Here is a 22,172-nt window from a genome sequence, read left to right on the forward strand (position 1 = left end):
GCGTTGTCGCCGGCGTCAGCGGAACGCAAGGGAGCCCTCCCCGAGCGAGTCGTCCCCGACCGGCGAACCGGGTCCGGGCTGCGCGAGCAGGTGGGCGTGCACGTGGAACACGGTTTGACCGGCGGCCTGGCCGGTGTTGAAGACCAGGCGGAACTGGCCGTTCGAGCGCTCGGCCGCGATCCCGGCCGCGACCGCGACGAGCTCCGCCAGCAGCCCTGGGTCCTCGGCCGCGAGCTCGACCACGTTGCGGTACTGCTGGGTCCTGGTGGTGATCACGACGTGCACCGGCGCCTGCGGGGCGATGTCCTCGAAGGCGATGATCCGGTCGGTTTCGGCGACGATGGTCGCCGGGATTTCGCGCGCGGCGATGCGGCTGAAGAGGGACGGTTCCTGGCCGGGGGAAGTCATAGCTCTATCTTAAGCGGCGCTACCAGCGGCCGAGGGTTGCGTTGAGGATGGCGAGGGCCGCCGGTCCGGCGGTCGAGGTGCGCAGCACGGTCTCGCCCAGGCGGACCCGGGTGGCACCGGCCTGTTCGAGCTGGTCCAGTTCGGCCGTCGAGATGCCGCCCTCGGGCCCGACGACGAGCAGGATGTCCCGGTCGTCGGTGGGGGCGCCGATTTCGGTGAGCCGGAGCTCCGCGGTCGGCTCGAGCAGGAGCATCCGGGTGCTTCCTGCCAGGGCGGCCAGTTGCCGGGTGCTCGTCAGCCCGGCCACCTCCGGCAGCCACGCCCTGATCGACTGTTTGGATGCTTCCCGGACGATGCTCGCCCAGCGAGCCTGGCCCTTCGCGACCTTGGGGCCTTCCCAGCGGGTGACCGACCGGGACGCGGCCCACGGAATGACGCCGTCGATGCCGAGTTCGGTCGCGGCCTGCACGGCCATCTCGTCGCGGTCGCCCTTGGCCAGGGCCTGCACGAGCAGGATCCGCGGCGTGCTTGGTTCGACGACGTCGGCCTCATCGACCCGGAAGGTGAGCCGGCCCCCGTCGGCGCCCGTCACGGTGACGTCGAGCATCAGGCCGGCGCCGTTCCCGATCCGCAGCCGCTCGCCCGGCCTGACCCGGCTCACCGTGACGGCGTGCCTCGCCTCGGCGCCGTCGATGCTGAGGACGCTGCCCGGCACGGCGGAGCCGGCGCGCAGGGAATCGTCGATGAAGAAATGCGCCACGGTCTTCTAGCCGCGGAACCGGTCGCGAAGCTTCGAGAAGAGTCCCTGCTGCACCGCGCTGAGCGTGGGCGCCGGGGACTTGTGCCGGGCGGCGAACGCTTCGATCAGCTCCCGCTCCTTGTGGTCGAGCCTGGTGGGGGTGGCGACGTGCACGCCGATCTTGAGGTCGCCGCGCCCGTTGCCGCGCAGCCGGGTGACGCCGCGTTCCTTGATGGTGATGACCTCCGCGCTCTGCACGCCGGCCCGCACCTCCACCTCGATGTCGCCGTCGAGGGCCTTGACGGTGGCGGTGGTGCCGAGGATCGCGTCCGTCATCGGCACCTCGAGGGTGGCGAGCAGGTCGTCGCCGTCGCGACTGAAGACGTCGTGGTGGCGCACCTTCATCTCGAGGTACAGGTCACCGTTCGGCCCGCCGGCCGGACCGGCCTCACCGCTGCCGGGCATCTGCAGGCGCAGGCCGGTGTCGACGCCGGCCGGGATGTCGACCGGGACGGTGCGACGGGCGCGCACGCGCCCCTGGCCCTGGCAGGTGACGCACGGGGTGGCGATGATGGTGCCGTAGCCGCGGCAGGAGCCGCAGGGGCTCGAGGTCATCACGTTGCCGAGCAGCGAACGCACGGCCCGCTGGATGCTGCCGGTGCCGTGACAGATGTCGCAGGTGACCGGCGCGGTTCCCGGCTGGCAGCAGGTGCCGCTGCAGCTCGCGCAGAGGACCGCCGTGTCGACCTCGAGGTCGCGGTGGGTGCCGAAGATGATCTCGTCGAGGTCGAGCTCGACCCGGATCAGTGCGTCCTGGCCGCGGTCGCGGCGGGACTTGGGGCCGCGGCTGGTGCCGCCGCCGCCGAAGAAGGTCTCGAAGATGTCGCCGAAGTTGCCGAAGTTGCCCGCGTCGAACCCTCCGCCGGAGCGGCCGTTGCCACCGCGGTCGTAGTTGTCGCGCTGTTTCGCGTCGCTGAGCACGTCGTAGGCGTGGGTGACCGACTTGAACCGTTCCGACGCATCCGCACCGGGGTTCACGTCGGGGTGCAGCTGCCGGGCGAGGCGCCGGTAGGCCTTCTTGATTTCATCGGCCGTGGCGTCGCGGGCGACACCGAGTACTTCGTAATGGTCAGCCAAAGCTGGCTCTCCTAGGTCTGTTCGGGTTTGGATCTGTGGGTGTGTTCGGTGTGGAGTCTGGGCTTATTCGATCTGGGGCTTATTCGAGGATGCGGGACAGGTAGCGGGCGACGGCGCGCACGGCGGCCATGTTGTTCGAGTAGTCCATCCGGGTCGGGCCGAGCACGCCCAGCCGGGCGAGGTCCCCGCCCTGTGAGGAATAACCGCTCGTGAGCACGGAGGTCTCGGCCAGGCCGAACGGCGCGTTCTCGCGGCCGATGCTCACCGATACGCCGTGCTGGTCGGTGGCCATCTCGCCGAAGAGGCGCAGCAGCACGACCTGCTCCTCGATGGCCTCGAGCACCGGGTAGATGCTCCCGGTGAAGTCTTCCTCTGTCCTGACCAGGTTCGCCGCCCCGGCCATCACGAGCCGGTCCTGCCGATTGGCGCCGATCTGGTTGCGCAGGGTGTCCCTGATCAGGTCGACGGCCTCCTGTTGCGGCGCGGGGCCGGGGCCGGAGGCACCCGCGAGGTCGGTCGCGACCAGCGCCGCCGCGGCCTCGGTCATGCTCAGGCCGATGACCGCGGCGTTGAGCCGGGCCCGGAGGTCGACCAGGACGGGTTCGTCGAGCGGGCGAGGCAGCTCGATCACGCGCTGCTCGACCCGGCCCGCGTCGGTGATCAGGATGGAGAGGAGCCGGGTGTCGGAGAGAGGCACGAGTTCGATGTGCCGCACCCTGGCCCGGGACAGCGACGGGTATTGCACGAGCGCGACCTGGTGGGTGAGCTGGGACAGAAGCCGCACGCTGCGGGACAGCACCTCGTCGAGGTCGGCGGACTGGCCGAGGAACGTCTCAATGGCCTGGCGCTGTGCGACGGAGAGGGGACGCAGGTCGGCGAGATGGTCGACGAACACCCGGTAGCCCTTGTCGGTGGGAATCCGGCCGGAGGAGGTGTGCGGGGCCGCGATCAGCTCCTCTTCCTCAAGGATGGCCATGTCGTTGCGGATGGTGGCCGCGGAGACCCCGAAGGAGTGGCGGTCGACGATGGACTTGGACCCGACGGGCTCCCTCGACGCGACATAGTCCTGCACGATCACGCGCAGAACTTCGAGACTGCGATCTGACACCATGCGAATCGCCTCCTCAGTCGGTCGCGAGCGCCGGTCTCGGCTGGCACTCGGGGTGTTTGACTGCCAATCATACCGCCAGCCGCTGGGCGCGTCCCATTGCCCCGTGAGGAATAGGCGCAGTAGCTTAGGCATGTAATGCACCTCTCCCTGTGCGCTGAAAGGCACGATCATGAGCGATTCCACCGGTCACACCCCCGAAGACCCGAACCTGGGCCAACGGCCCCCGCAAGCTCCGTACCAGCCGGCAGCCTCCGCCCCGGTGGCCGCGGCACCGCTCTCCGACGTCGATGACCGCCAGTGGGCGTCCTTCGCCCACCTCGGCGGAGTGCTCGGTTTCCTGCCGTCGCTGATCATCTGGCTCGTGTTCAAGGACCGCGGCCGGTTCACGGCGGTGGAGGCGAAGGAGGCACTGAACTTCCAGATCACCCTGTTGATCGGTTATGTCGCCGTCAACATCCTCGCGACCTTCATCGCGATGGTCACGTTCGGCATCGGCGGAGTCCTCGCAGGACTAGCGTGGGTGCTGTGGGTCGTCGGAGTGATCTTCTCGATCATGGGCTTCCTGAAGGCAAAGGACGGTCAGCACTACCAGTACCCGTTCGCCCTCCGCCTGATCAAGTAGTCCAGCCGACGCCCGTCGACCGTCACTGATAGAAGGAGTTCGAATGTCCGCCATGCCCCCACCGGCCAGCCCTTACCAGGCGCCGACCCCCATGAATCCGTCCGATGAGAAACTCTGGGCCACCCTGATCCACATCGGTGGAATCCTGTTCGGCTTCCTGCCGGCGCTGATCGGCTACCTGGTACTCAAGGACCGCGGACCGTTCATCCGTGCGCACACCGCGACGGCGCTGAACTTCCAGATCACGCTTCTCATCGCTTATATCGTCGGTGGAATCCTGACCCTGGTCCTGGTCGGCTTCCTTGTGCTGTTCGCCGCGTGGATCCTCACGATCGTGTTCGGGATCATGGCGGCCCTGGCCGCCAACAAGGGCGAGTACTACACGTACCCGCTCACCATCAAGTTCATCAGCTAGGTCGGAGCAGGCTCGAACACCGGTCAGTCGGTCAGCAACCGGCGCACGACCGCATCCGCGAGCAGCCGTCCTCTCCGAGTCAGTTCAATCGACCCGGACAGGGCGGCTTTCGCGTCGATGAGCCCATCCGCGATCAGCCCGGCGACCTCGTGGCGGCCCGGCACGGAGAGCGAAGCGATCGGGATGCCTTCCCGGATCCGGGTGAGCAGCAGCACGCGCTCGACCTCCCGGGTGGCTGCGTCGAGGGTCTCCCGGCCGGCCGCCGGGGAGTCCCCGGCGAGGATCCGGTCGGCGTACGCCGACGGATGCTTGACGTTCCACCAGCGCACCCCGCCGACGTGGCTGTGCGCGCCGGGTCCGACGCCCCACCAGTCCTGGCTGGTCCAATAGGCGAGGTTGTGCCGGGACCGGTGGGCCTCATCCGTCGCCCAGTTGCTGACCTCGTACCAGCCGTAACCGGCGTCGGCGAGCAGCTCGTCGGCGAGTTCGTAGAACTCGGCCTGCTGGTCTTCGTCGACCGGAACGAGCTCGCCGCGCTTGATCTGCCGGGCGAGCTTGGTGCCCTCCTCGACGATCAGCGAATACGCGCTGATGTGGGTCGGCGCCAGGCCGATGGCCTGCTCGAGGCTCGCCCGCCAGTCGGCGAGCGTCTCCCCCGGCGTGCCGTAGATCAGGTCGACGCTCACGTCGAGTCCGGCGTCACGGGCCCACTGCACGACGAGCGGCACCTTCTCCGGGTCGTGCGTGCGCTCGAGGGTGGCCAGCACGCGCGGAACGGCCGACTGCATGCCGAACGAGACCCGGGTGAATCCCGCGGCGGCCAGCCGGGCGAGGTAGGCCGCGTCGACGGAGTCGGGGTTCGCCTCGGTGGTGACCTCGGCGCCTGCTGCGAGACCCCAGGTGCTGCGCACGGAGTCCAGCATCCGGATCAGGTCGTCGGCCGGCAGCAGGGTCGGCGTGCCGCCGCCGAAGAAGACGGTGGCCGCCTCACGGGCGGGCATCCCTGACGCGTCCAGGATGCGCCCGGCCGCCTCGACCTCGGTGATCGCCTGGCCGGCGTAGTCGTGCTGGGACGCCCCGCGCAGTTCGGTGGCCGTGTACGTGTTGAAGTCGCAGTAACCGCAGCGCACCCGGCAGAACGGCACGTGCAGGTAGACGCCGAAGTCACGTCCGGCAGCGCCGGCCGCCGCCGACTCAGGCAGCAGACCGTCGCGGGGTGCAGGGTCACCGAGGGGAAGGGCGCTGCCCATCGGGTTAGGCCGCGCCGATCGGGTGCAGCGCGCGCAGGTAGCGTTTCGTGAACTTCGCCTGCTGCAACCGAGCGACGGGCCAGCCGAGCCGGTAGCGCCAGGTGCTCGGCCGGGAGAAGGCGCGGATGGTCAGCCAGACCGAGTCGTCGTCCCGCTTGTCGACGATGAAGGATTCCTCGCCGCTGGCCGGGTGCCCGACCATGGTGCCGTAGGCGAAGCCGACCCGGTCGGGCTCGTCGATCACGTAGACGACCCGCACGGGGGCGTCGATGGTGAACGGGCCGACCTTGACGGACAGGTGCGCTGACATGCCGTTGACGATGTACGGGGTGCCGTCGTCGCCGAACGTCGCCTCGTTCGCCGCGCTCTTCTGGTCCCTGGCGGCCTGGCCGTCGGCGTTGAAGACGAGGCCGGTGTACTGCTCTCCGGTGCTGCTCAGCAGGTCGGTCACGGTCATCCCGCTCCCCCGCTGCACACCCCAGGTCATCAGCGACTTGGAGGCCAGCTGGAAGCGCTCCTCCCCGCTGCCGAGGCGTACCGTGCGCTCGATCGGCCGGTAGCCGTTCGGCGGGTAGCGGAGAAGGTCGGGGGCGAGGGTGCCTCCGATGGCCGCGTAGCTCACGGCCGTGTCGGTGAAGGTGGCGCGTCGCATCCGGTTACTTCTTCTCTTTCTTGGGCGGCTCGTCGCCGGAGAGCGCGGCGATGAAGGCCTCCTGGGGAACCTCGACCCGGCCGACCATCTTCATGCGCTTCTTGCCCTCTTTCTGCTTCTCCAGCAGCTTGCGCTTGCGGGAGATGTCGCCGCCGTAGCACTTGGCCAGGACGTCCTTGCGGATGGCGCTGATCGACTCGCGGGCGATGATGCGGGCGCCGATCGCGGCCTGGATCGGCACGTCAAACTGCTGGCGCGGGATGAGCTTGCGCAGCCTGCCCGTCATCAGCACGCCGTAATCGTAGGCCTTGTCACGGTGCACGATCGCGCTGAACGCGTCGACCTGCTCGCCCTGGAGCAGGATGTCGACCTTGACCAGGTCGGCCTCCTGCGAGCCGATCGGCTCGTAGTCGAGCGACCCGTAGCCGGCGGTGCGGCTCTTGAGGTTGTCGAAGAAGTCGAAGACGATCTCGCCGAGCGGCATCGTGTAGCGGATCTCGACCCGGTCCTCACCGAGGTAGTCCATGCCGAGCAGGGTGCCGCGGCGGCTCTGGCAGAGTTCCATGATCACGCCGACGTAGTCCTTGGGCGCGAGGATCGCGGCCTTGACGATCGGTTCCTCGACCTTCGCGATCTTGCCGTTGGGGAACTCGCTCGGGTTGGTGACCGTGACGGTCTTCTTGTCGTCGGTGGTGACCTCGTAGATCACGCTGGGCGCGGTGGTGATCAGGTCGAGCCCGAACTCGCGGTCGAGGCGTTCGGTGATGATCTCCAGGTGCAGGAGGCCGAGGAAGCCGCAGCGGAAACCGAAGCCGAGGGCGACGGATGTCTCCGGCTCGTAGACGAGGGAGGCATCCGACAGCTTGAGCTTGTCGAGGGCCTCGCGGAGGGCCGGGTAGTCGCTGCCGTCGATCGGGTACAGGCCGGAGAACACCATCGGCTTGGGCTCGGTGTAGCCGGGCAGGGCCACGGTGGCGGGGCGCAGGGCGGTGGTGACGGTGTCGCCCACCTTCGACTGGCGCACGTCCTTGACCCCGGTGATCAGGTAGCCGACCTCGCCGACGCCGAGTCCCTTGCTCACGGTGGGTTCCGGGCTGGTCACGCCGATCTCGAGGATCTCGTGGGTTGCCCGGGTGGACATCATCTGGATCTTCTCGCGCGGGTTCAGCTTGCCGTCGATCATGCGCACGTAGGTGACGACGCCGCGGTAGCTGTCGTAGACCGAGTCGAAGATCATGGCGCGGGCGGGTGCGGCCGGATCGCCGACCGGCGCCGGGATCAACCGGGTCGCCCGGTCGAGCAGTTCGGCGACGCCGACGCCGGTCTTGCCGGAGACGCGCAGCACGTCGTCGGGGCTGCCGCCGATGAGGCTGGCCAGTTCCTTCGCGTACTTGTCGGGGTCGGCTGCCGGCAGGTCGATCTTGTTGAGCACGGGGATTATCGTGAGGTCGTTCTCGAGCGCCAGGTAGAGGTTGGCGAGGGTCTGGGCTTCGATGCCCTGGGCGGCGTCGACGAGCAGGATGGCGCCCTCGCAGGCGGCCAGGCTACGGGAGACCTCGTAGGTGAAGTCGACGTGGCCGGGGGTGTCGATCATGTTCAGGGCGTAGGTCTGCCCGTCGAGTTCCCACGGCATCCGCACGGCCTGGCTCTTGATGGTGATGCCGCGCTCGCGCTCGATATCCATCCGGTCCAGGTACTGGGCGCGCATCGCCCGGTCGTCGACGACCCCGGTGATCTGCAGCATCCGGTCGGCCAGCGTCGACTTTCCGTGGTCGATGTGGGCAATGATGCAGAAGTTACGGATGAACTCGGGAGGTGTTGCGGCCGGTTCAAGCGCGGTGAGGGGTCTCGGTGACATGGTCTGGCAATTCTCCCATAGCTGGCTGCCCGCCGGTTTCGCCCGGCCGATGCCGGCCCTGGGGCCGCGCCGGATTCGGCAGCCCGCGACCGCGGGCGCGGTAGCGCGCTGCGGAAACGGGCGCGGCGACAACCCGTTCGTGCCGACCGCGACCTGCGCTAGCCTCGAGCCCGACCAGACGCCGCTGGTCGAGCAGCCGGATGACGTGCAGAATCTCTGTATCGGGTCGGCACCGAATCGCCGTCAACCCCGACGCACCACCAGCTTCGAGCTGCCACAAGCCCGAACAGAGCCCAGGCAGGAGGGTAGCCATGACATCGGCCACACCAGTCCTCTTCGTGCACGGGATCCGAACCTCGGCCACCATGTGGCGGCGGCAGCTCACGATCCTGGGTGAGGCCGGGCATCCCGCGCTGGCGGTCGATCTGCCCGGCCACGGTTCGCGCCTGGCCGAGCGATTCACCGTCGAGGGTGCCCTCGCCGCCATCGACGACGGGGTCGCAGCCCTGGGCGGCCCGGTGGTGCTGGTCGGTCTCTCGCTGGGCGGCTACTACGCCATCGAGTACGCCGCGCGGCACCCCGAGCGGGTGGCCACGCTGGTCGCCGCCGGCTGCTGCGCGATCCCGTCCGGGTGGCCACTGGACGCCTACCGGCGCCTGGCCCGGCTGATCCGCAGACTTCCCGACCATGGACTCTGGCTGCACACCACCCTGGTGCGGGTGCTGCTGCCACGCCAGGGTGCCGCGGACACGCTCGCCGGCGGGGTTCCCCTGCACGTGATGGACGCCGGGCTGGCCGCCACCGGCACCCTCCGCCCGCTGAAGGGCCTGTCCCGGTATCCGGGTCCGGTCTGGCTGGTCAACGGCGCTTTCGACCAGTTCAGGCTGCACGAGCGCCGCTTCCTCGGCGCGTGCCGGAACGGTCGCCTCGTGGTCGTGCCGCGGGCCTCGCATCTGGTCAGCCTTGCCCAGCCGGAACGGTTCGCAACGGTGCTGCGCGGCATCCTCGATGACGTCGCCGCCGGCCGCCCGCGGCCGATTGTCGACCCGGTCGAATAACTGGTATCGTTTCCTGTTGGCTTGCGTGTTGGGTCCCACCCCACACGATCATTGCCGCACGGCGCCCTCTACCGCCAAGCGGCCCATCCGAACAAGAACCTAACGAAAGCGTATAAACGTGGCAAATATCAAGTCGCAGATCAAGCGAATTGGCACCAACAAGAAGGCCCAGGAGCGCAACAAGTCGGTGAAGAGCGAGTTCAAGCGCGCTATCCGTGCGACGCGCCTCGCCGTCACCGCCGGTGACAAGGACAAGGCCGTTGCCAGTCTCGCCATTGCTTCGAAGAAGCTTGACAAGGCCGTCAGCAAGGGCGTCATCCACAAGAACCAGGCGGCGAACAAGAAGTCGGCCATCGCGAAGTCGGTCGGCGCACTCGTCTAGTCACCACCCAGACCTGGTTTGAGGCCGATGTTCGGAACTGAACCGGTGTGAAGGAAAGCCCTCGCCTTATGGCGGGGGCTTTCTTTTTCTGTGCCGTGACAGTGTGAGCCGGCGGCGGCCGGCGCAGGGGGCCGCCGGCTGGCTGCCCGCCGGGGAAGGGTCAGACTGCGCCGCGGCGGGCGATCACGCCGACGAGGCGTTCGAGGGCGAAGACCGGGTCCCGCCCTGCCCCCTTGACCGCGGCATCCGTCTCGGCGAGCATCACCATGCACCGGGCCAGGCCCTCGTCCGACCAGCCGCTCAGGTCACGCTGGGCCCGCTCCACCTGCCACGGCGCGAGCCCGAATTGCGAGGCGAGCTGCCCGGAACCACCGCGCACACCGTAGAGCTTCGCCATCGTGCGGATCTTCATCGCGAACGCGGCGACGACGGGAACGGGGTCGGCGCCCGAGGACAACGCGTGCCGGAGGATGACCAGGGCCTCACCATGGCGCCCCGCGATCGCGGAGTCGGCGACCTTGAACGCGTTCGCTTCGACGCGTCCGCCGTAGTACCGGTCGACCGTGGTCTCGGTGACCTCGGACGCCGAATCGGCGATCAGCTGCTGGCAGGCCGCGGACAGCTCGGCGAGGTCGCCGGAGAAGGCCGCCACGAGAGATCGAAGGGCACTGGGCGTGACACGCTTGCCGGTAGCCTTGAATTCCGCCGATGCGAAGTCGTGCCGGTCGGAGTCCTTCTTGAGCTCGGCGCAGACGACCTCGACGGCGCCGCCGACTCCGGACCGGATCGTGTCGAGCAGCTTCTTGCCGCGCACCCCGCCACCGTGCCGCAACACGACGTAGGTGTCCTCCGCCGGATTCTCGAGGTAGGCGAGCGCCTCGATGATAAAGGTGTCGCTGCATTTCTCGACCGAGCTCACCCGGATCAGCCGGGGCTCACCGAACAACGAGGGGCTGGCCATGGTGAGCAACTCCCCCGGTGCATAGCTGTCGGCCTGGATGTCGCTGATCTCGAGGCTCGGGTCTTCGAGCTTGAGGAAGTCCCTCAGCTGACGGATGGCCCGTTCCGCGAGGAACACCTCGGTGCCGGAGACCAGCACGACCGGGGCAGGGCGCACCTGGTGCCACGACAGTTGCGGGATGGCGACCGACTTGCTCGATCCGGCCTTGCTCGATCCGGCCTTGCTCGGAGTTGATCGGCCCGTTGCGGCCCGACCAGAGGATGCGGTTCGTGCGGCCACTCGGTTCCCTTCGATTGCGTGGGTCAAGCCTAGCCCGGGCCGCCGACGGGGGCAGCAGGCGAGTGACCCGTGCGCGCCGGTCCGGACGCCGGCTTCTCGGTCCAGACGGTCAGCGCGCCGTGCCCGCCCGGGTCGAGGGCCACCACGGCCAGACTCTGCCGGTCGGTGCGCACGGCGACGGTGCCCTCCGAGGCGAGAATGTCGAGCAGACGGTCGGTTGGATGGCCGTAGCCGTTGTCGGCGCCGACCGAGATCAGCCCCACCGTCGCCCGGAGATCGGCATAGAGGTCGGGGCTCTGGTCCCTCGAACCGTGGTGGGCAACCTTGACGACGTCCACCTGGCCGGGCGCTGAGGCACGGCGCAACGCGTCCTGAGCCTCCTCGCCGAGGTCGCCGAGGAAGATCGAGCGGATGCCCCGCCCGTCGAAGCCGATCGTCACACTCCCCGGGTTTCCGGTCTGCATCACCGGCGAGCCGCGCACGGGCCAGAAGATCTCCCAGCGCAGCCCGCCCAGCGTGCCCCGGTCGCCGCGGGCCGCGATGCGCACGTCCGCCCCGCCTTGGGCGAGCCGCGCGTGCAGGTTCTCATCCTGGGCGTTCTCCGGAGTTCCGACCAGGACCGTGCCGACCCGGCCGATCACGGCCTCGATCCCGCCGATGTGGTCCATGTCGTAGTGGGTGAGCACGAGCAGGTCGATCCGCTCGATCCCGAGGGTGTGCAGGCACGCGGTCAACGGCGCAGGGTCGGGCCCGACGTCGACCAGGGCGTAGCGTTCCCGGTCGCGCACGACGACCGCATCGCCCTGGCCGATGTCGCAGGCCGCGATCTGCCAGTCCGCCGGGAACGCCACCGCCCGGCCGAGGCCCGCGCCGATCAGGCTTCCCGCGTAGCCGCCTCCGGCGACGATCAGCACGGCCGCCGCGGCGATCCGCCAGCCGGGCATCCCTGTCGATCCGGGCATCCGCGTCGATCCGGCCCCGCGTCCAGGCCGTCCGAACGGGCCGGGACGACCTGTGGCACCGGGCCTTCCCGGCGCACGGGAACCGAGCAGGAGGGCCAGTGCCAGCAGCGTGAGCAGCCCGGTGGCCGCGACCCCGAGGGCTCCTCCCACCCACGGGAGGCGACTGCCGGGCAGCGCAGCGCTCGTCCCGGCGACCGCGGCGATCCACGCCGAGGGCAGCCAGGCCAGCTGCAGGATGCCCCACGCCACACCGGGCAGCCACGGGAGCAGGAGGCACGCGACCAGGCCGATCACGGTGGCCACGGGGGCGGCCGGCCCCGCCAGCAGGTTCGCCGGCACCCCGTAGAGCGGGAGGGTCGGGCTGAGCAGCACGAGCACCGGCTGGCAGGCCAGCTGCGCGGCCAGTGGGATCGCGATCACCCCGGCGAGCCAGGACGGCATCCAGCGGCCGAGAACCCGGCCCAGTGGCCCGGCCAGCACCAGCAGTCCGCCCGTCGCCAGCACCGAGAGTGCGAAGCCGTAGCTGCGGGCCAGCCACGGATCGAAGACGAGCAACCCGATCACCACGAGGGCGAGCAACGGCAGCCCGCGACCCGGCCTGCCCGTCGCGATCGAGAACAGGAGCACGGCGGCCATCAAGGCGGCACGCAGCACGCTCGGTTCCGGGGTCACCAGCACCACGAACCCGGCCAGGGTGACGAGGGCCAGCGCCAGGCGAGCCAGGCGGCGCAGCCTCAGATAGCCGCCGAGCAGCAGCATCCCGGCCGTGACGACGGCGCAGTTCGCCCCGGACACCGCAGTGAGATGACTCAGCGAACTTGTTTTCATCGCGCCGTCCAGGGCCGGCCCCACGGCGCTGGTGTCACCGATCGCCAGTCCGGGCAGCAGATCGCCGCCCTCCCCGGGCAGCCTCCCCGCGGCATCCGCGAACCGGGTCCGAAGATCGTTCGCCCAGGCCAGCCACCCGGGTGGCGCCGCGATCACGGCCGGCGGATCCCGGCCGAAGACGAGCGCCGCCGACGCGGCACCCGGTTCGGCCGGCCGCAGCCGGGCGGACAGGCGGATGACGGTGCCGATCTGGAGCGCGGGGCCTGCCGGGGCCTCGGCGAAAACCATAACCGGCACCGACACCCAGGCCGTGCGCCCGCCCTGGCCGAGCGAGCCGATGGTGCCGGTGAACCGCACCCGGCTCGAGCCGCCACCGGCACCGCCGAATCCTCCGAACGAGGCGGTCTCCACCGGCCTGGACCACACCGTGAGCGTCGCGGTGACCACGGCGTGCCTGGCCGCCGCGTCCCGCACCTCGGCAGGAAGACGTGCGGGGGCGGCCACGGCGACGGCGGATGCCACGAGCGCGGCGCCCGCGCAGCAGACGGTCAGCTGGGCGAGGACCGCGCGCACCGAAACCCGGCGTGCTGAAACCCGGCGTGCCGAAACCCGGCGTGCCGAAACCCGGCGCGCCGAAACGACGTGTGCCGCCGCCGACCGCGCCCGCGATCCGCGGATGGTGGCAACCAGGACCAGGGCCGCCGCAGCGGCCGCCCACAGTGCGAGCAGGCTTCCCGCCGCCCAGTCAGGCGTCCCGGTGAGCCACCAGCCCGCCAGCCAGGCCGCAGCAGCAGCGCCGGCGAGGCGCAGGTCGACGGTCACACCGTGACCAGGTCTTTCAGTCCCTCGAAGGTCTTGTCGCCGATCCCGGTGACGCTGCGGAGGTCGTCGACGCCCGCGAAGGGCCCGTTCGCCTCGCGGTAGTCGATGATGCGCTGGGCCATCAGCGGCCCGATCCGCGGGAGGGTGTCGAGTTCAGCCACGGTGGCCGTGTTCAGGTTCACCTTCTGGCCGGACGCGGCACCCCCGGCCGCTCCCGCTCCCCCGGATGCCGGCGGCAGTCCGGCCGGAACCTCGCCGACCTGGGGCAGGTAGAGCTGCTCTCCGTCGCTGAGCCGCCTGGCCAGGTTGGTCCCGGCCGGGTCGGCGGTCTCGGTCAGACCCCCGGCGGCCGCCACGGCGTCCATCACCCGGGCGCCGACGCCGAGCTGGAACAGCCCGGGCCGGCGCACCGCCCCGAGCACGTGAACGAAGATGATCGCCCCGGGCGCCGACGCCGGGTCGGTCGGGTTGCCGCCGGTCGCGGCGGCACCGGGTGTTGCCGCAACGCCCGCGGCCCCGCCGCCCGCGGCTCCGCCCGGCGAGGGTCCTCCGCCCGGCGTGATCACCTGGTGGGTGGCCTGCCCGCCGATCGCCGAGACGACCACGGCGGTGGCCAGGGCCGCGATGAGCAGCACGACTGCGGCGCCGACCCCGATCCGCATCCGGGCACCCCGTGCGGGGCGCGCCGGGCGGGCCAGGCGCGAGAGCGCCGCTGTGGCCGGGTCAGGCTCCATCCGGGCAGGCTAGACCGTCCGGCTCGGCGGGCCGGGCGGCCGGGATCGGACGGTGCGAGACCGCCGGATCCCGGCCCTGTGGAGGCGAGGCCAGACCACGAGGCCAGCCCGCGAGGCCAGACGTGGGGGTCTGACCGTGGGGGTCAGACCGTGGGGGTCAGACCGTGCGGGTCAAACCGTGCGGGTCAAACCACGAATCAGACCGCGCGGGTCACGATGCTGACCAGGCGGGGTGCCCGCACGATCACGTGCACGATCTCACGGTCGCCGATCGCCTTGATCACCGGTGCCGACGCGCGCGCGAGGCGTTCCAGTTCATCGCCGGGGATCTTCGGCGAGATGTCCAGGCGTTCCCGCACCTTGCCGTCGACCTGCACGACGGCGGTCACCGATTCCTCCACGAGCAGGGTCGGATCGGCCTTGCGCCACTGGGCGAGCGCGACACAGGGCTCGTAGCCGAGCCGCTGCCACATGTCCTCGGCGGTGTACGGCGCGAACAGGTTCAGAGCCATCGCCGTGGCCTCCGCCGCCTCACGCACGGCGGCGTCGGCCGGGCCGGCACCCGTGTCGATGACCTTGCGGGTGGCGTTGACGAGCTCCATCAGCCGGGCGACGACCACATTGAACTTGAACGCCTCGATCAGGCCCGGCGCGTCCGCGAGGAACCGGTGGGTGACCCGGCGCAGGCCCGCGTCCCCGGTCTTCCAACGGATGTCCGGCTCACTCGTGACGTCCCTGGCCATGCGCCAGGCGCGGGCGAGGAACTTCGCGGAGCCGACGGGCGAGACATCCGCCCAGTCGATGTCGTCTTCGGGCGGCCCGGCGAATGCCATCGTGAGGCGCACGGCGTCGACTCCGAAACGGTCGACCTCCTCGGTGAAGTAGACGAGGTTGCCCTTACTCTTGGACATCTTCGCGCCGTCGAGGATGACCATGCCCTGGTTGAGCAGTGCGGTGAAGGGCTCTGTGAAGGAGACATAGCCGAGGTCGAAGAGCACCTTGGTCATGAACCGGGCGTAGAGCAGGTGCAGGATGGCGTGTTCGACGCCGCCGACATACTGGTCGACGGGCGCCCACTTCTCGGCTTCCTTCGGGTCGAACGCGCGGGTGTCGTCGTTCGGGTTGAGGAAGCGGAGGAAGTACCAGGAGCTGTCGACGAAGGTGTCCATGGTGTCCGCGTCCCGGCGCGCGGGGGTGCCGTCGATCGGGTTGGGCACGTTGACCCAGTCGGTCGCGCCACCGAGCGGCGAGGTTCCCTTGGGCTTGAGGTCGAGGCCGTCAGTGGGCGGCAGCAGCACGGGCAGCTGGTCTTCCGGCACGGGGATCTCCGCGCCGTCCTGGCCGTGGATGATCGGGATCGGGGTGCCCCAGTAGCGCTGCCTTGAGATCAGCCAGTCGCGCAGCCGGTAGTTCTTGGCCGCGCGGCCGGTCCCGTCGAGGGTGAGCTGGTCGATGATGCGCTTGATCGCGGTGTTCTTGCTCAGCCCGTTCAGGGTCCCCGAGTTGATCAGGCGGCCCTCGCCGGCCAGGGCGATGCCGGTCGCGGCCGGGTCGAGGGTTGGGATCTCCTCGGAGCCGTCGAGCATCTCCGGCGTGATCACGGGGATCATGCCGGTGACCGGCGCGGTCGTGTCGACGACGACGATCACGGGAAGGTCGAAGCGGCGGGCGAAGTCGAGGTCGCGCTGGTCGTGCGCAGGCACGGCCATCACGGCGCCGTGGCCGTAGTCGGCGAGGACGTAGTCGGCGGCCCAGATCGGCATCCGTTCGCCGTTGACGGGGTTGATCGCGTAGCGCTCGAGGAAGACGCCGGTCTTCTCCCGGTCGGTGGACTGGCGTTCGATCTCGGTGCTGTTCTGCACCTTCACCAGGTATTCCTGGAACCGCGCCTTGACTGCGGGTGAGGAGTCGGCGACGAGCTCGGCGGCGAGGTCGGCGTCGGGGGCGACGACCATGAAGGTCGCGCCGTGGAGAGTGTCCGGCCGGGTCGTGAACACGCTGATCCGCTCCTCGCGGCCCTCGATCACGAAGTCGACGTCGGCACCGATCGAACGGCCGATCCAGTTGCGCTGCATGTTCAGCACCTTGGCCGGCCAGGTGCCCTCGAGCTGGTTGAGGTCGTCGAGCAGGCGGTCGGCGTAGTCGGTGATCTTGAAGTACCACTGGGTGAGCTTCTTCTTGACCACCACGGCGCCGCTGCGCTCCGAGGTCCCGTCGGCGAGCACCTGCTCGTTGGCGAGCACGGTCTGGTCCACCGGGTCCCAGTTGACCCAGCTGTCCTTGCGGTAGGCGAGGCCCTTCTTGTAGAGCTGGAGGAAGAGCCACTGGTTCCACTTGTAGTACTCGGGGTCGCTCGTGTGCAGTTCGCGGGACCAGTCGAAGGACGCCGCGTAGAGCTTCATGCTCTTCTTCTGCTGCGCGATGTTGTCGTAGGTCCAACCGCGCGGGTCGATGCCGCGTTTGATCGCCGCGTTCTCCGCGGGGAGGCCGAAGGAGTCCCAGCCGATCGGGTGCAGCACGTTGAAGCCCTGCTGGCGCCAGTACCGGGCGACGATGTCGCCGAGCGCGTAGACCTCGGCGTGGCCCATGTGCAGGTCGCCGGACGGGTACGGGAACATGTCGAGCACGTACTTGCGCGGGCGGGTGTCGTCGGGGTCGTCCGTGCGGAACGGCTCGAGTTCTTCCCAGATCGGCTGCCATTTGGCCTGGATTGCGGCGAAATCGTAGATTTCTTCGTCGCGGTGGGCGCCGGTGGGCGTGTGGTCGTGCTCGTGTGCCACGTGACTCTCTTCGTTGCGGTGGGATTGCGCCATCTCAGGCAAAAGGGCGCCCGCAGGCGTCGTCCAGGTTTCTAGGTTACTAAACCCTGGCCGGCCGGCGTTGCGGACGGCGTTGCGGACGGGGTTCCGGGCGGTCGTGCGGGGTGGGTTTTCGGGGCGCCGAGAACGTCGAGCAGGGCGGCGGCCTTGATCCGGGTCTCCTCGATCTCCTCGGCAGGGTCGGACAGTGCCGTGATTCCGCCGCCGGTGCCGATGGACGCGCCGTCGCGGTCGATGACGATGCTGCGGATGACCATGGCCAGGTCGACGGCGCCGTCGAAGCCGAAGTAGCCGAACGCGCCGGAGTAGATGCCGCGAGGTCCGGCTTCGAGCCGGTCGAGGATGCCCATGGCGCTGGGCTTGGGCACGCCGGTCATGGAGCCAGCCGGGAAGCAGAATTCCACGGCGTCCACGCCGGTGAGGCCGGCCGCCAGCCGGGCCTCCACCGTGCTGACCAGCTGGTGCACGTGCGCGTAGCTTTCCACGTCGAGCAGTTGGGTGACCGCGACCGAGCCGAGTTCGGCGATCCGGCCCAGGTCGTTGCGCATGAGGTCGACGATCATCAGGTTCTCGGCGCGTTCCTTCTCGCTGGTCTCCAGTTCGGTGCGGAGAGCCAGGTCGCGAATGACCCCGGTGGAGCGGCGCCGGGTGCCCTTGATCGGCCGGGTGCTGACCCGGCCGGCGCGGGAGACGGCGAGGAATTGTTCGGGCGACGCGCTGAGCAGGGCGGTCTCGCCGAACCGGAGCAGGCCGCCGTGGTGGCTGGGGCTGCCGGCGCGGAGGCGGAGGTAGGCGTCGACCGGGTCGGGGTGCGCGTCGACCAGGATCTCGTTGGTCAGGCAGAGCTGGTAGGCGTCGCCCGCGGTGATCGACGCCTGACAGTGCCGGATCAGGGCGTCGTAGCGTTCCGGGTCGTGCCGCCAGTGTGCCGCAACGGGAGCGTCGATCCGGACGTCCGCCCGGGCCTGGGCCGGCATCCGAGAGACGGATGTCCCGGCCGCGGCCCGAAGGGCAGCGAGCACCTCCGCCGCCCACTGTTCGAGGGTGCCGGCCGTCGCCCCGCCGGGCCCGGTGCGGGCGAGCAGGGTGACGGTCAGTCCGGCGTGGTCGAATTCGATCGCGCGGTCGACCTGCAGGAGCGCCGCATCGGGGTAGCGGGAGTCGTGCACGCTGGCGCCCACGGTCTGGGACCCGAGTTCGTAACCGAGCCAGCCGACCCAGCCGAGCCGGAACCCGCTCTCGCTCCCGCGGCCACCGGCGGCATCCGTCCCAGCAGCGTCGTCGGGCTCGGACTCGGCCGCGGCCAGATCTTCCCGCAGGAACTCGAAGATGGTCTCCGGCAGGGTCACGGCTCCGCCGCCGACGCCCGCGCCGGAGTCCGGGTCGGTCTCCGGGAACGTCACCGTCACGGTGCCCTCCGGCACCGACGCGGTCACGAAGCGGGACGCGGCATCCGCGGCTCCGAGGTAGCTGAAACCGTCCCCGGCGGCGACGCCCGCGTCGAGCCAGAAGGAGTGGGAGCAGGACCGGTAGAGGGTGAGGTAGACGAACTCCGGGTCCCACCAGCCGGGCAGGGGGAATCGTCGGATCGGAGCTGGCACGCCCCCAGCCTAGGCCGGAAGGACTCCGGCGGCGCGCCGCAATCCGGGGTCCCGACCGGGAAGGGTCACCCGGGCCGTGATGAGTTCGTCGGGCACCGGCGTGTGGGAGATGAGCAGCACGGCCCGGCCGTCCTCGGCGGCTGTGACCAGGATGTCCCGCACGAGCCGGTCACCCTGTTCCTCGTCCACGTTGGCGGTGGGTTCGTCGACTACGAGCACCGGGAAGTCGGCCAGCAGCGCCCGGGCGAGGGCGATCCGCTGGGCCTGCCCGCCGGAAACCAGCGCGCCGCGTTCGCCGACCCTGGCGTCCAGTCCGCCGCGCTCCGCCGCCCACTCGGCCAGGCCCACCCGGTCGACCACGGCCAGCAGTTCCTCGTCGGTCGCGGTGTCCCGGGCGAACAAAAGGTTCTGACGGATGCTGTCGTCGAACAGCCAGGGTCGCTGCTCGCAGAGCCCGACCACCGCGCGCACCTCGGATTGGGGCAGCAGCCGGGCCTCGACGCCGCCGAGAGTGTACGACCCGGTGTAGTCGAGGAAACGCACCAGAGCCTGCGCCAGCGAGGTCTTGCCCGCTCCGCTCGGCCCGGCCAGGTGCACCCGGTCGCCGGGTGCCAGCCGCAGGAAGACCCCGGTCACGGCCGGGGACGCCGCACCCGGCCAGCGCGCACCGAGGTCGGTCAGTTCGACGATGCGAGCCCGCTCCCCCCTGGTCGGACCGGTGGCGCCCCCGGACGGGATCTCGACCGGGACCCCGACCGGGACCTCGACCGGAATCTCGGCGGGGATCTCCGTCGGCACGGCGGTGGCGACACGCTCGGCGCTGGAGCGCACCTCGCGCCACGCTCCCAGGGCGGCCGGGACGGTGCCGAACACCTCGAAGACGGCCATCGGCACGAGCACGATCACGGCGAAGGCCGGGCCGGCCAGGCCGCCCGCCGCGCCGCCGGACCCGCCCGCCGCCAGGGCGGGGATACCGACGGCCAGCGCGGCGACCGTGGCGGCGCCCGCGAACAGCGACAGCACGGCTCCCTGCACGCCGACACCCAGCGACCGGCGGAGGGTCGCCCGTCTGAGGAGCTCGTCGGCCCGCCGAAGGGCGTCGAGTCGCCCGGTCAGGGCGCCGAAGGCGGTCAGCACGTCGAGGTTCTCAACGACCTCGAGCACCTGCCCGGTGAGGTTGCCGCGCAGCGGCGCCAGTTCGCGCTCGGCGCGGGCGGCGAGCACACCGGAGCCGAGCGCGCCCAGCACCCCCGCGACGACGAGGCTGAGCAGCAGGGTGAGCCCGGCGGCAGGCAGCACGCTCCACACCCCGGCGACCGAGAGAGCGGCGACGATGCCCGCGGTCGCGAGCGGCTGGACGACCCGCAGCGGGAGATCCTGCAGTGCGTCCACGTCGCGCACGAGCCGGGTGAGAAGCTCGCCCCTGCCGGTGTCGGCGAGCCCGGCCGGCGCCAACGGGATGATCCGGGAGAACACGCCGACCCGCAGCAGGGAGAGCTGGCGGAAGGCCGCGTCGTGGCTGCTCAACCGATCGAGGTAGCGGAAGGCCGACCGGCCCAGGGCGAAGGCCCGCACGCCGACCACCGCCATCGAGAGATAGAGGATGGGCGGCTGCTCGGCGGCCCGGGTGATCAGCCAGGCGGAGGTGGCGAGCAGGGCCACGGCGCAGAGCATGGAGGCCACCCCCGCCGCCAGGCCGGGCAGGAACCAGCGCGCGCGCGGCTGGGCCAGCCGGAGAATAGCCCGGGTGGCGGTGCTGAGCCGCCGGGTGCGCGCCGGCGCGGAGACGGCAGGCTCGGCGGCAACGGCACCGGCAGCGGCAGCGGCAGCGGCAGCGGCGTCGAGCGTCGGTTCAGACATGCGCGGCCCCGTCCAGTTCGACGACCTGGTCCGCGGCGTCGCGGAGCAGCGGCCGGTGGCTCACGACGATCACGATGAGCCCCTCGGCGGCGAGGCGGCGGAGCCCGGAGACCAGCCGCTGCTCGGCTACGGGGTCGAGGGCGGAGCTGGGCTCGTCGAGCACGAGCACGCGGCAGCCGTGCAGCCGGGCTCGGTAGACGGCACGCGCGGCCGCGACCCGCTGGGCCTGCCCGCCGGAGAGCCCGTCGCCGTTGACGCCGAGTCGGGTCGCCGGGTCCAGTTCGCCTGCCCCGGCCTCGCGGAGGGCCCAGTGCACCAGCGCCGGGTCGGCGGATGACTCCCCCAGCGCGACGTTGTCGGCGATCGTTCCGGCCAGCAGGCCGGGGCGCTGTCCGGCCCAGGCCAGCCAGGGCCGCGGCGTGCCGGGGACGACGACGGCGTCGCCGAGGCTGATCTGCCCGTCGAAGGGCACGAACCCCTGCAGGGCGGCGACCAGGGTCGACTTGCCGGCGCCGCTCGCGCCGCGGATGACGGAGAGCCGGCCCGGGAGGAAGACGGCGGTGAACTCCGGGGCGGCCCGGCCGGCCCGGTCCGCGGAACGGCGCACCCTGACCCGGTCGAAGCGCAGGGCGTCCGGGGCGGGCCGGGCGGCATTGGCGGGCCGGGCGGCATCCGTCGGCCCGGTCCAGACGGCGGCCAGGGGCGCGGCGGGGGCCGGCGCGTCGTCGAGGATCGCGAAGACGTCCTCGGCCGCGGCGAGGCCGTCGGCCGCCGCGTGGAACTGGGCCCCGACCTGCCGCACGGGGAGGAACGCCTCGGGGGCGAGGAGCAGCACGAACAGGCCGACGCCGAGCTGGAGGGAACCGTCGACCAGGCGGAGGCCGATCGACACGGCGACGAGCGCGACCGACAGGCTGGAGCCCAGCTCGAGCACGAAACCGCTGAGGAAGGACACCCGCAGCACCTTCATCGTGCGGCCGCGGTAAGCCTCGGTGATGGTGCGCACCCGGTCGGCCTGGCGCGCCTCCCGGCCGAAGATCTTGAGCGTGGCGAGCCCGCCGACCAGGTCGAGGAAGCCTGCGCCGAGCCGCTGCAGCGCGTCCCACTGCGCGCGCTGCACGGCCTGGGTCGCCTGGCCGATCAGCACCATGAACAGCGGGATGAACGGCAGCACCACGATCACGGTGATGCCGCTCGGCAGGTCTTGCCAGAGCATCACGAGCACGAGGATCGGGGTCGCGATGCCGGCCAGGAGCAGCTGCGGCAGGTACCTCGCGAAGTAGTTGTCGAGGGCGTCGAGGCCCTGCCCGACCAGGGTGGCCACGCCGGCGCTCTGCGTGCCCGCCAGCCAGTCGGGGCCGCGCTCGGCGAGGCGCCCGAGCACGCGTGCGCGCAGCTGGCTCTTGACCGACGCAGCCCCTCGGCTCGCGGCCACCTCGAGCAGCCAGACCAGGGCGGCCCTGGCCACGACGACGACGACGAGGGCGCCCAGCGTCGGCGCCAGCTCGGCCGGGCCGTACCCGGCGACGGCGAGGCTGATCGCCCGGCTCAGGAACCAGGCGAATGCGACCACGACCAGCGTCTGGGCCAGGCCGAGCGCGGCCCCGACCAGCAGGAACCACCGGGCAGCGGACGCGTAGCGGAGGAGCCGAGGGTCGAGGGGGCGCATGGACG

The 22,172-nt window shown here is 70.8% G+C and carries 18 protein-coding genes; 4 read left to right on the forward strand and 14 right to left on the reverse strand.

Annotation, left to right across the window (positions count from 1 at the left end; translation table 11 throughout):
* Positions 1-15 precede the first annotated feature (15 nt).
* The 4 genes from E3O48_RS02160 to hrcA form a co-directional block, all read right to left on the reverse strand.
* Positions 16-408 (reverse strand): HIT domain-containing protein, encoded by a 393-nt coding sequence (locus tag E3O48_RS02160; protein ID WP_134537157.1) that lies wholly within the window; start codon positions 406-408, stop codon positions 16-18.
* A gap of 19 nt (positions 409-427) precedes the next feature.
* Complete coding sequence (locus E3O48_RS02165; RefSeq protein WP_134537158.1) at positions 428-1,168, reverse strand: 16S rRNA (uracil(1498)-N(3))-methyltransferase; 741 nt, start codon at positions 1,166-1,168, stop codon at positions 428-430.
* Positions 1,169-1,174: 6 nt separating this feature from the next.
* Positions 1,175-2,284 carry a molecular chaperone DnaJ gene (dnaJ, locus tag E3O48_RS02170; protein WP_134537159.1) on the reverse strand — a complete coding sequence of 370 codons (1,110 nt, stop codon included), beginning with the start codon at positions 2,282-2,284 and terminating at the stop codon, positions 1,175-1,177.
* 79 nt (positions 2,285-2,363) lie between these two features.
* Positions 2,364-3,395: a heat-inducible transcriptional repressor HrcA gene (hrcA, locus tag E3O48_RS02175; protein WP_134508637.1), complete on the reverse strand. Its 1,032-nt coding sequence runs from the start codon at positions 3,393-3,395 to the stop codon at positions 2,364-2,366.
* Positions 3,396-3,564: 169 nt separating this feature from the next.
* On the opposite strand from hrcA, the gene E3O48_RS02180 reads away from it, so the two are divergent.
* Positions 3,565-4,017, forward strand: a complete 453-nt coding sequence (locus E3O48_RS02180) for a DUF4870 domain-containing protein (protein WP_134508635.1) — start codon at positions 3,565-3,567, stop codon at positions 4,015-4,017.
* Between the two features lie 43 nt (positions 4,018-4,060).
* A complete protein-coding gene (locus E3O48_RS02185) occupies positions 4,061-4,432 on the forward strand; it encodes a DUF4870 domain-containing protein (RefSeq protein ID WP_241974728.1) in 372 nt (123 codons plus the stop codon).
* Between the two features lie 23 nt (positions 4,433-4,455).
* Here the strand turns inward: E3O48_RS02185 and hemW are convergent, their stop codons facing one another.
* Genes hemW through lepA form a run of 3 tightly spaced genes read right to left on the reverse strand, consistent with a single transcriptional unit; the run spans position 4,456 to position 8,192 of the window.
* The gene (gene hemW, locus E3O48_RS02190) at positions 4,456-5,682 is read right to left on the reverse strand and encodes a radical SAM family heme chaperone HemW (RefSeq protein ID WP_134508633.1); all 1,227 of its coding nucleotides are present in this window, start codon (positions 5,680-5,682) and stop codon (positions 4,456-4,458) included.
* Between the two features lie 4 nt (positions 5,683-5,686).
* Entirely contained in the window at positions 5,687-6,334 is a 648-nt protein-coding gene (locus tag E3O48_RS02195) for a DUF1990 family protein (protein WP_134537160.1), read from the reverse strand.
* Between the two features lie 4 nt (positions 6,335-6,338).
* On the reverse strand, positions 6,339-8,192 hold the full coding sequence (gene lepA / locus E3O48_RS02200; protein ID WP_134508630.1) for a translation elongation factor 4: 1,854 nt from the start codon (positions 8,190-8,192) through the stop codon (positions 6,339-6,341).
* 311 nt (positions 8,193-8,503) lie between these two features.
* Between lepA and E3O48_RS02205 the strand changes: the two genes are divergently transcribed.
* Both E3O48_RS02205 and rpsT read left to right on the forward strand, forming a co-directional pair.
* Complete coding sequence (locus tag E3O48_RS02205) at positions 8,504-9,250, forward strand: alpha/beta fold hydrolase (RefSeq protein ID WP_134537161.1); 747 nt, start codon at positions 8,504-8,506, stop codon at positions 9,248-9,250.
* 118 nt (positions 9,251-9,368) lie between these two features.
* Positions 9,369-9,632: a 30S ribosomal protein S20 gene (gene rpsT / locus E3O48_RS02210; RefSeq protein ID WP_134508407.1), complete on the forward strand. Its 264-nt coding sequence runs from the start codon at positions 9,369-9,371 to the stop codon at positions 9,630-9,632.
* A gap of 160 nt (positions 9,633-9,792) precedes the next feature.
* On the opposite strand, the gene holA is transcribed toward rpsT, so the two are convergent.
* The 7 genes from holA to cydD form a co-directional block, all read right to left on the reverse strand.
* Positions 9,793-10,773: a DNA polymerase III subunit delta gene (gene holA / locus E3O48_RS02215; protein ID WP_134537182.1), complete on the reverse strand. Its 981-nt coding sequence runs from the start codon at positions 10,771-10,773 to the stop codon at positions 9,793-9,795.
* A gap of 128 nt (positions 10,774-10,901) precedes the next feature.
* Positions 10,902-13,484 (reverse strand): ComEC/Rec2 family competence protein, encoded by a 2,583-nt coding sequence (locus tag E3O48_RS02220; RefSeq protein ID WP_134537162.1) that lies wholly within the window; start codon positions 13,482-13,484, stop codon positions 10,902-10,904.
* Positions 13,481-14,218: a helix-hairpin-helix domain-containing protein gene (locus tag E3O48_RS02225; RefSeq protein ID WP_241982363.1), complete on the reverse strand. Its 738-nt coding sequence runs from the start codon at positions 14,216-14,218 to the stop codon at positions 13,481-13,483. The genes E3O48_RS02220 and E3O48_RS02225 overlap by 4 nt, the downstream gene beginning before the upstream one ends.
* A gap of 197 nt (positions 14,219-14,415) precedes the next feature.
* On the reverse strand, positions 14,416-16,998 hold the full coding sequence (leuS, locus tag E3O48_RS02230) for a leucine--tRNA ligase (RefSeq protein WP_241982364.1): 2,583 nt from the start codon (positions 16,996-16,998) through the stop codon (positions 14,416-14,418).
* Between the two features lie 71 nt (positions 16,999-17,069).
* A complete protein-coding gene (locus tag E3O48_RS02235) occupies positions 17,070-18,638 on the reverse strand; it encodes an anthranilate synthase component I family protein (protein WP_134537164.1) in 1,569 nt (522 codons plus the stop codon).
* Positions 18,639-18,647: 9 nt separating this feature from the next.
* Positions 18,648-20,498: a thiol reductant ABC exporter subunit CydC gene (cydC, locus tag E3O48_RS02240; RefSeq protein WP_134537165.1), complete on the reverse strand. Its 1,851-nt coding sequence runs from the start codon at positions 20,496-20,498 to the stop codon at positions 18,648-18,650.
* On the reverse strand, positions 20,491-22,167 hold the full coding sequence (gene cydD, locus E3O48_RS02245; RefSeq protein ID WP_134508419.1) for a thiol reductant ABC exporter subunit CydD: 1,677 nt from the start codon (positions 22,165-22,167) through the stop codon (positions 20,491-20,493). Before cydD ends, cydC begins: the two co-directional genes overlap by 8 nt.
* Between the last annotated feature and the right edge of the window lie 5 nt (positions 22,168-22,172).

The sequence above is a fragment of the Cryobacterium sp. HLT2-28 genome (genome assembly GCF_004402495.1).
Taxonomy (GTDB): domain Bacteria; phylum Actinomycetota; class Actinomycetes; order Actinomycetales; family Microbacteriaceae; genus Cryobacterium; species Cryobacterium mannosilyticum.

Coding starts and splice junctions, on each gene's coding strand:
- E3O48_RS02160 (WP_134537157.1), bottom strand. CDS start 408: ATGACTTCCCCCGGCCAGGAACCGTCCCTCTTCAGCCGCATCGCCGCG.
- hrcA (WP_134508637.1), bottom strand. CDS start 3,395: ATGGTGTCAGATCGCAGTCTCGAAGTTCTGCGCGTGATCGTGCAGGAC.
- E3O48_RS02180 (WP_134508635.1), top strand. CDS start 3,565: ATGAGCGATTCCACCGGTCACACCCCCGAAGACCCGAACCTGGGCCAA.
- E3O48_RS02185 (WP_241974728.1), top strand. CDS start 4,061: ATGTCCGCCATGCCCCCACCGGCCAGCCCTTACCAGGCGCCGACCCCC.
- hemW (WP_134508633.1), bottom strand. CDS start 5,682: ATGGGCAGCGCCCTTCCCCTCGGTGACCCTGCACCCCGCGACGGTCTG.
- E3O48_RS02195 (WP_134537160.1), bottom strand. CDS start 6,334: ATGCGACGCGCCACCTTCACCGACACGGCCGTGAGCTACGCGGCCATC.
- lepA (WP_134508630.1), bottom strand. CDS start 8,192: ATGTCACCGAGACCCCTCACCGCGCTTGAACCGGCCGCAACACCTCCC.
- E3O48_RS02205 (WP_134537161.1), top strand. CDS start 8,504: ATGACATCGGCCACACCAGTCCTCTTCGTGCACGGGATCCGAACCTCG.
- E3O48_RS02225 (WP_241982363.1), bottom strand. CDS start 14,218: ATGGAGCCTGACCCGGCCACAGCGGCGCTCTCGCGCCTGGCCCGCCCG.
- cydC (WP_134537165.1), bottom strand. CDS start 20,498: ATGTCTGAACCGACGCTCGACGCCGCTGCCGCTGCCGCTGCCGCTGCC.
- cydD (WP_134508419.1), bottom strand. CDS start 22,167: ATGCGCCCCCTCGACCCTCGGCTCCTCCGCTACGCGTCCGCTGCCCGG.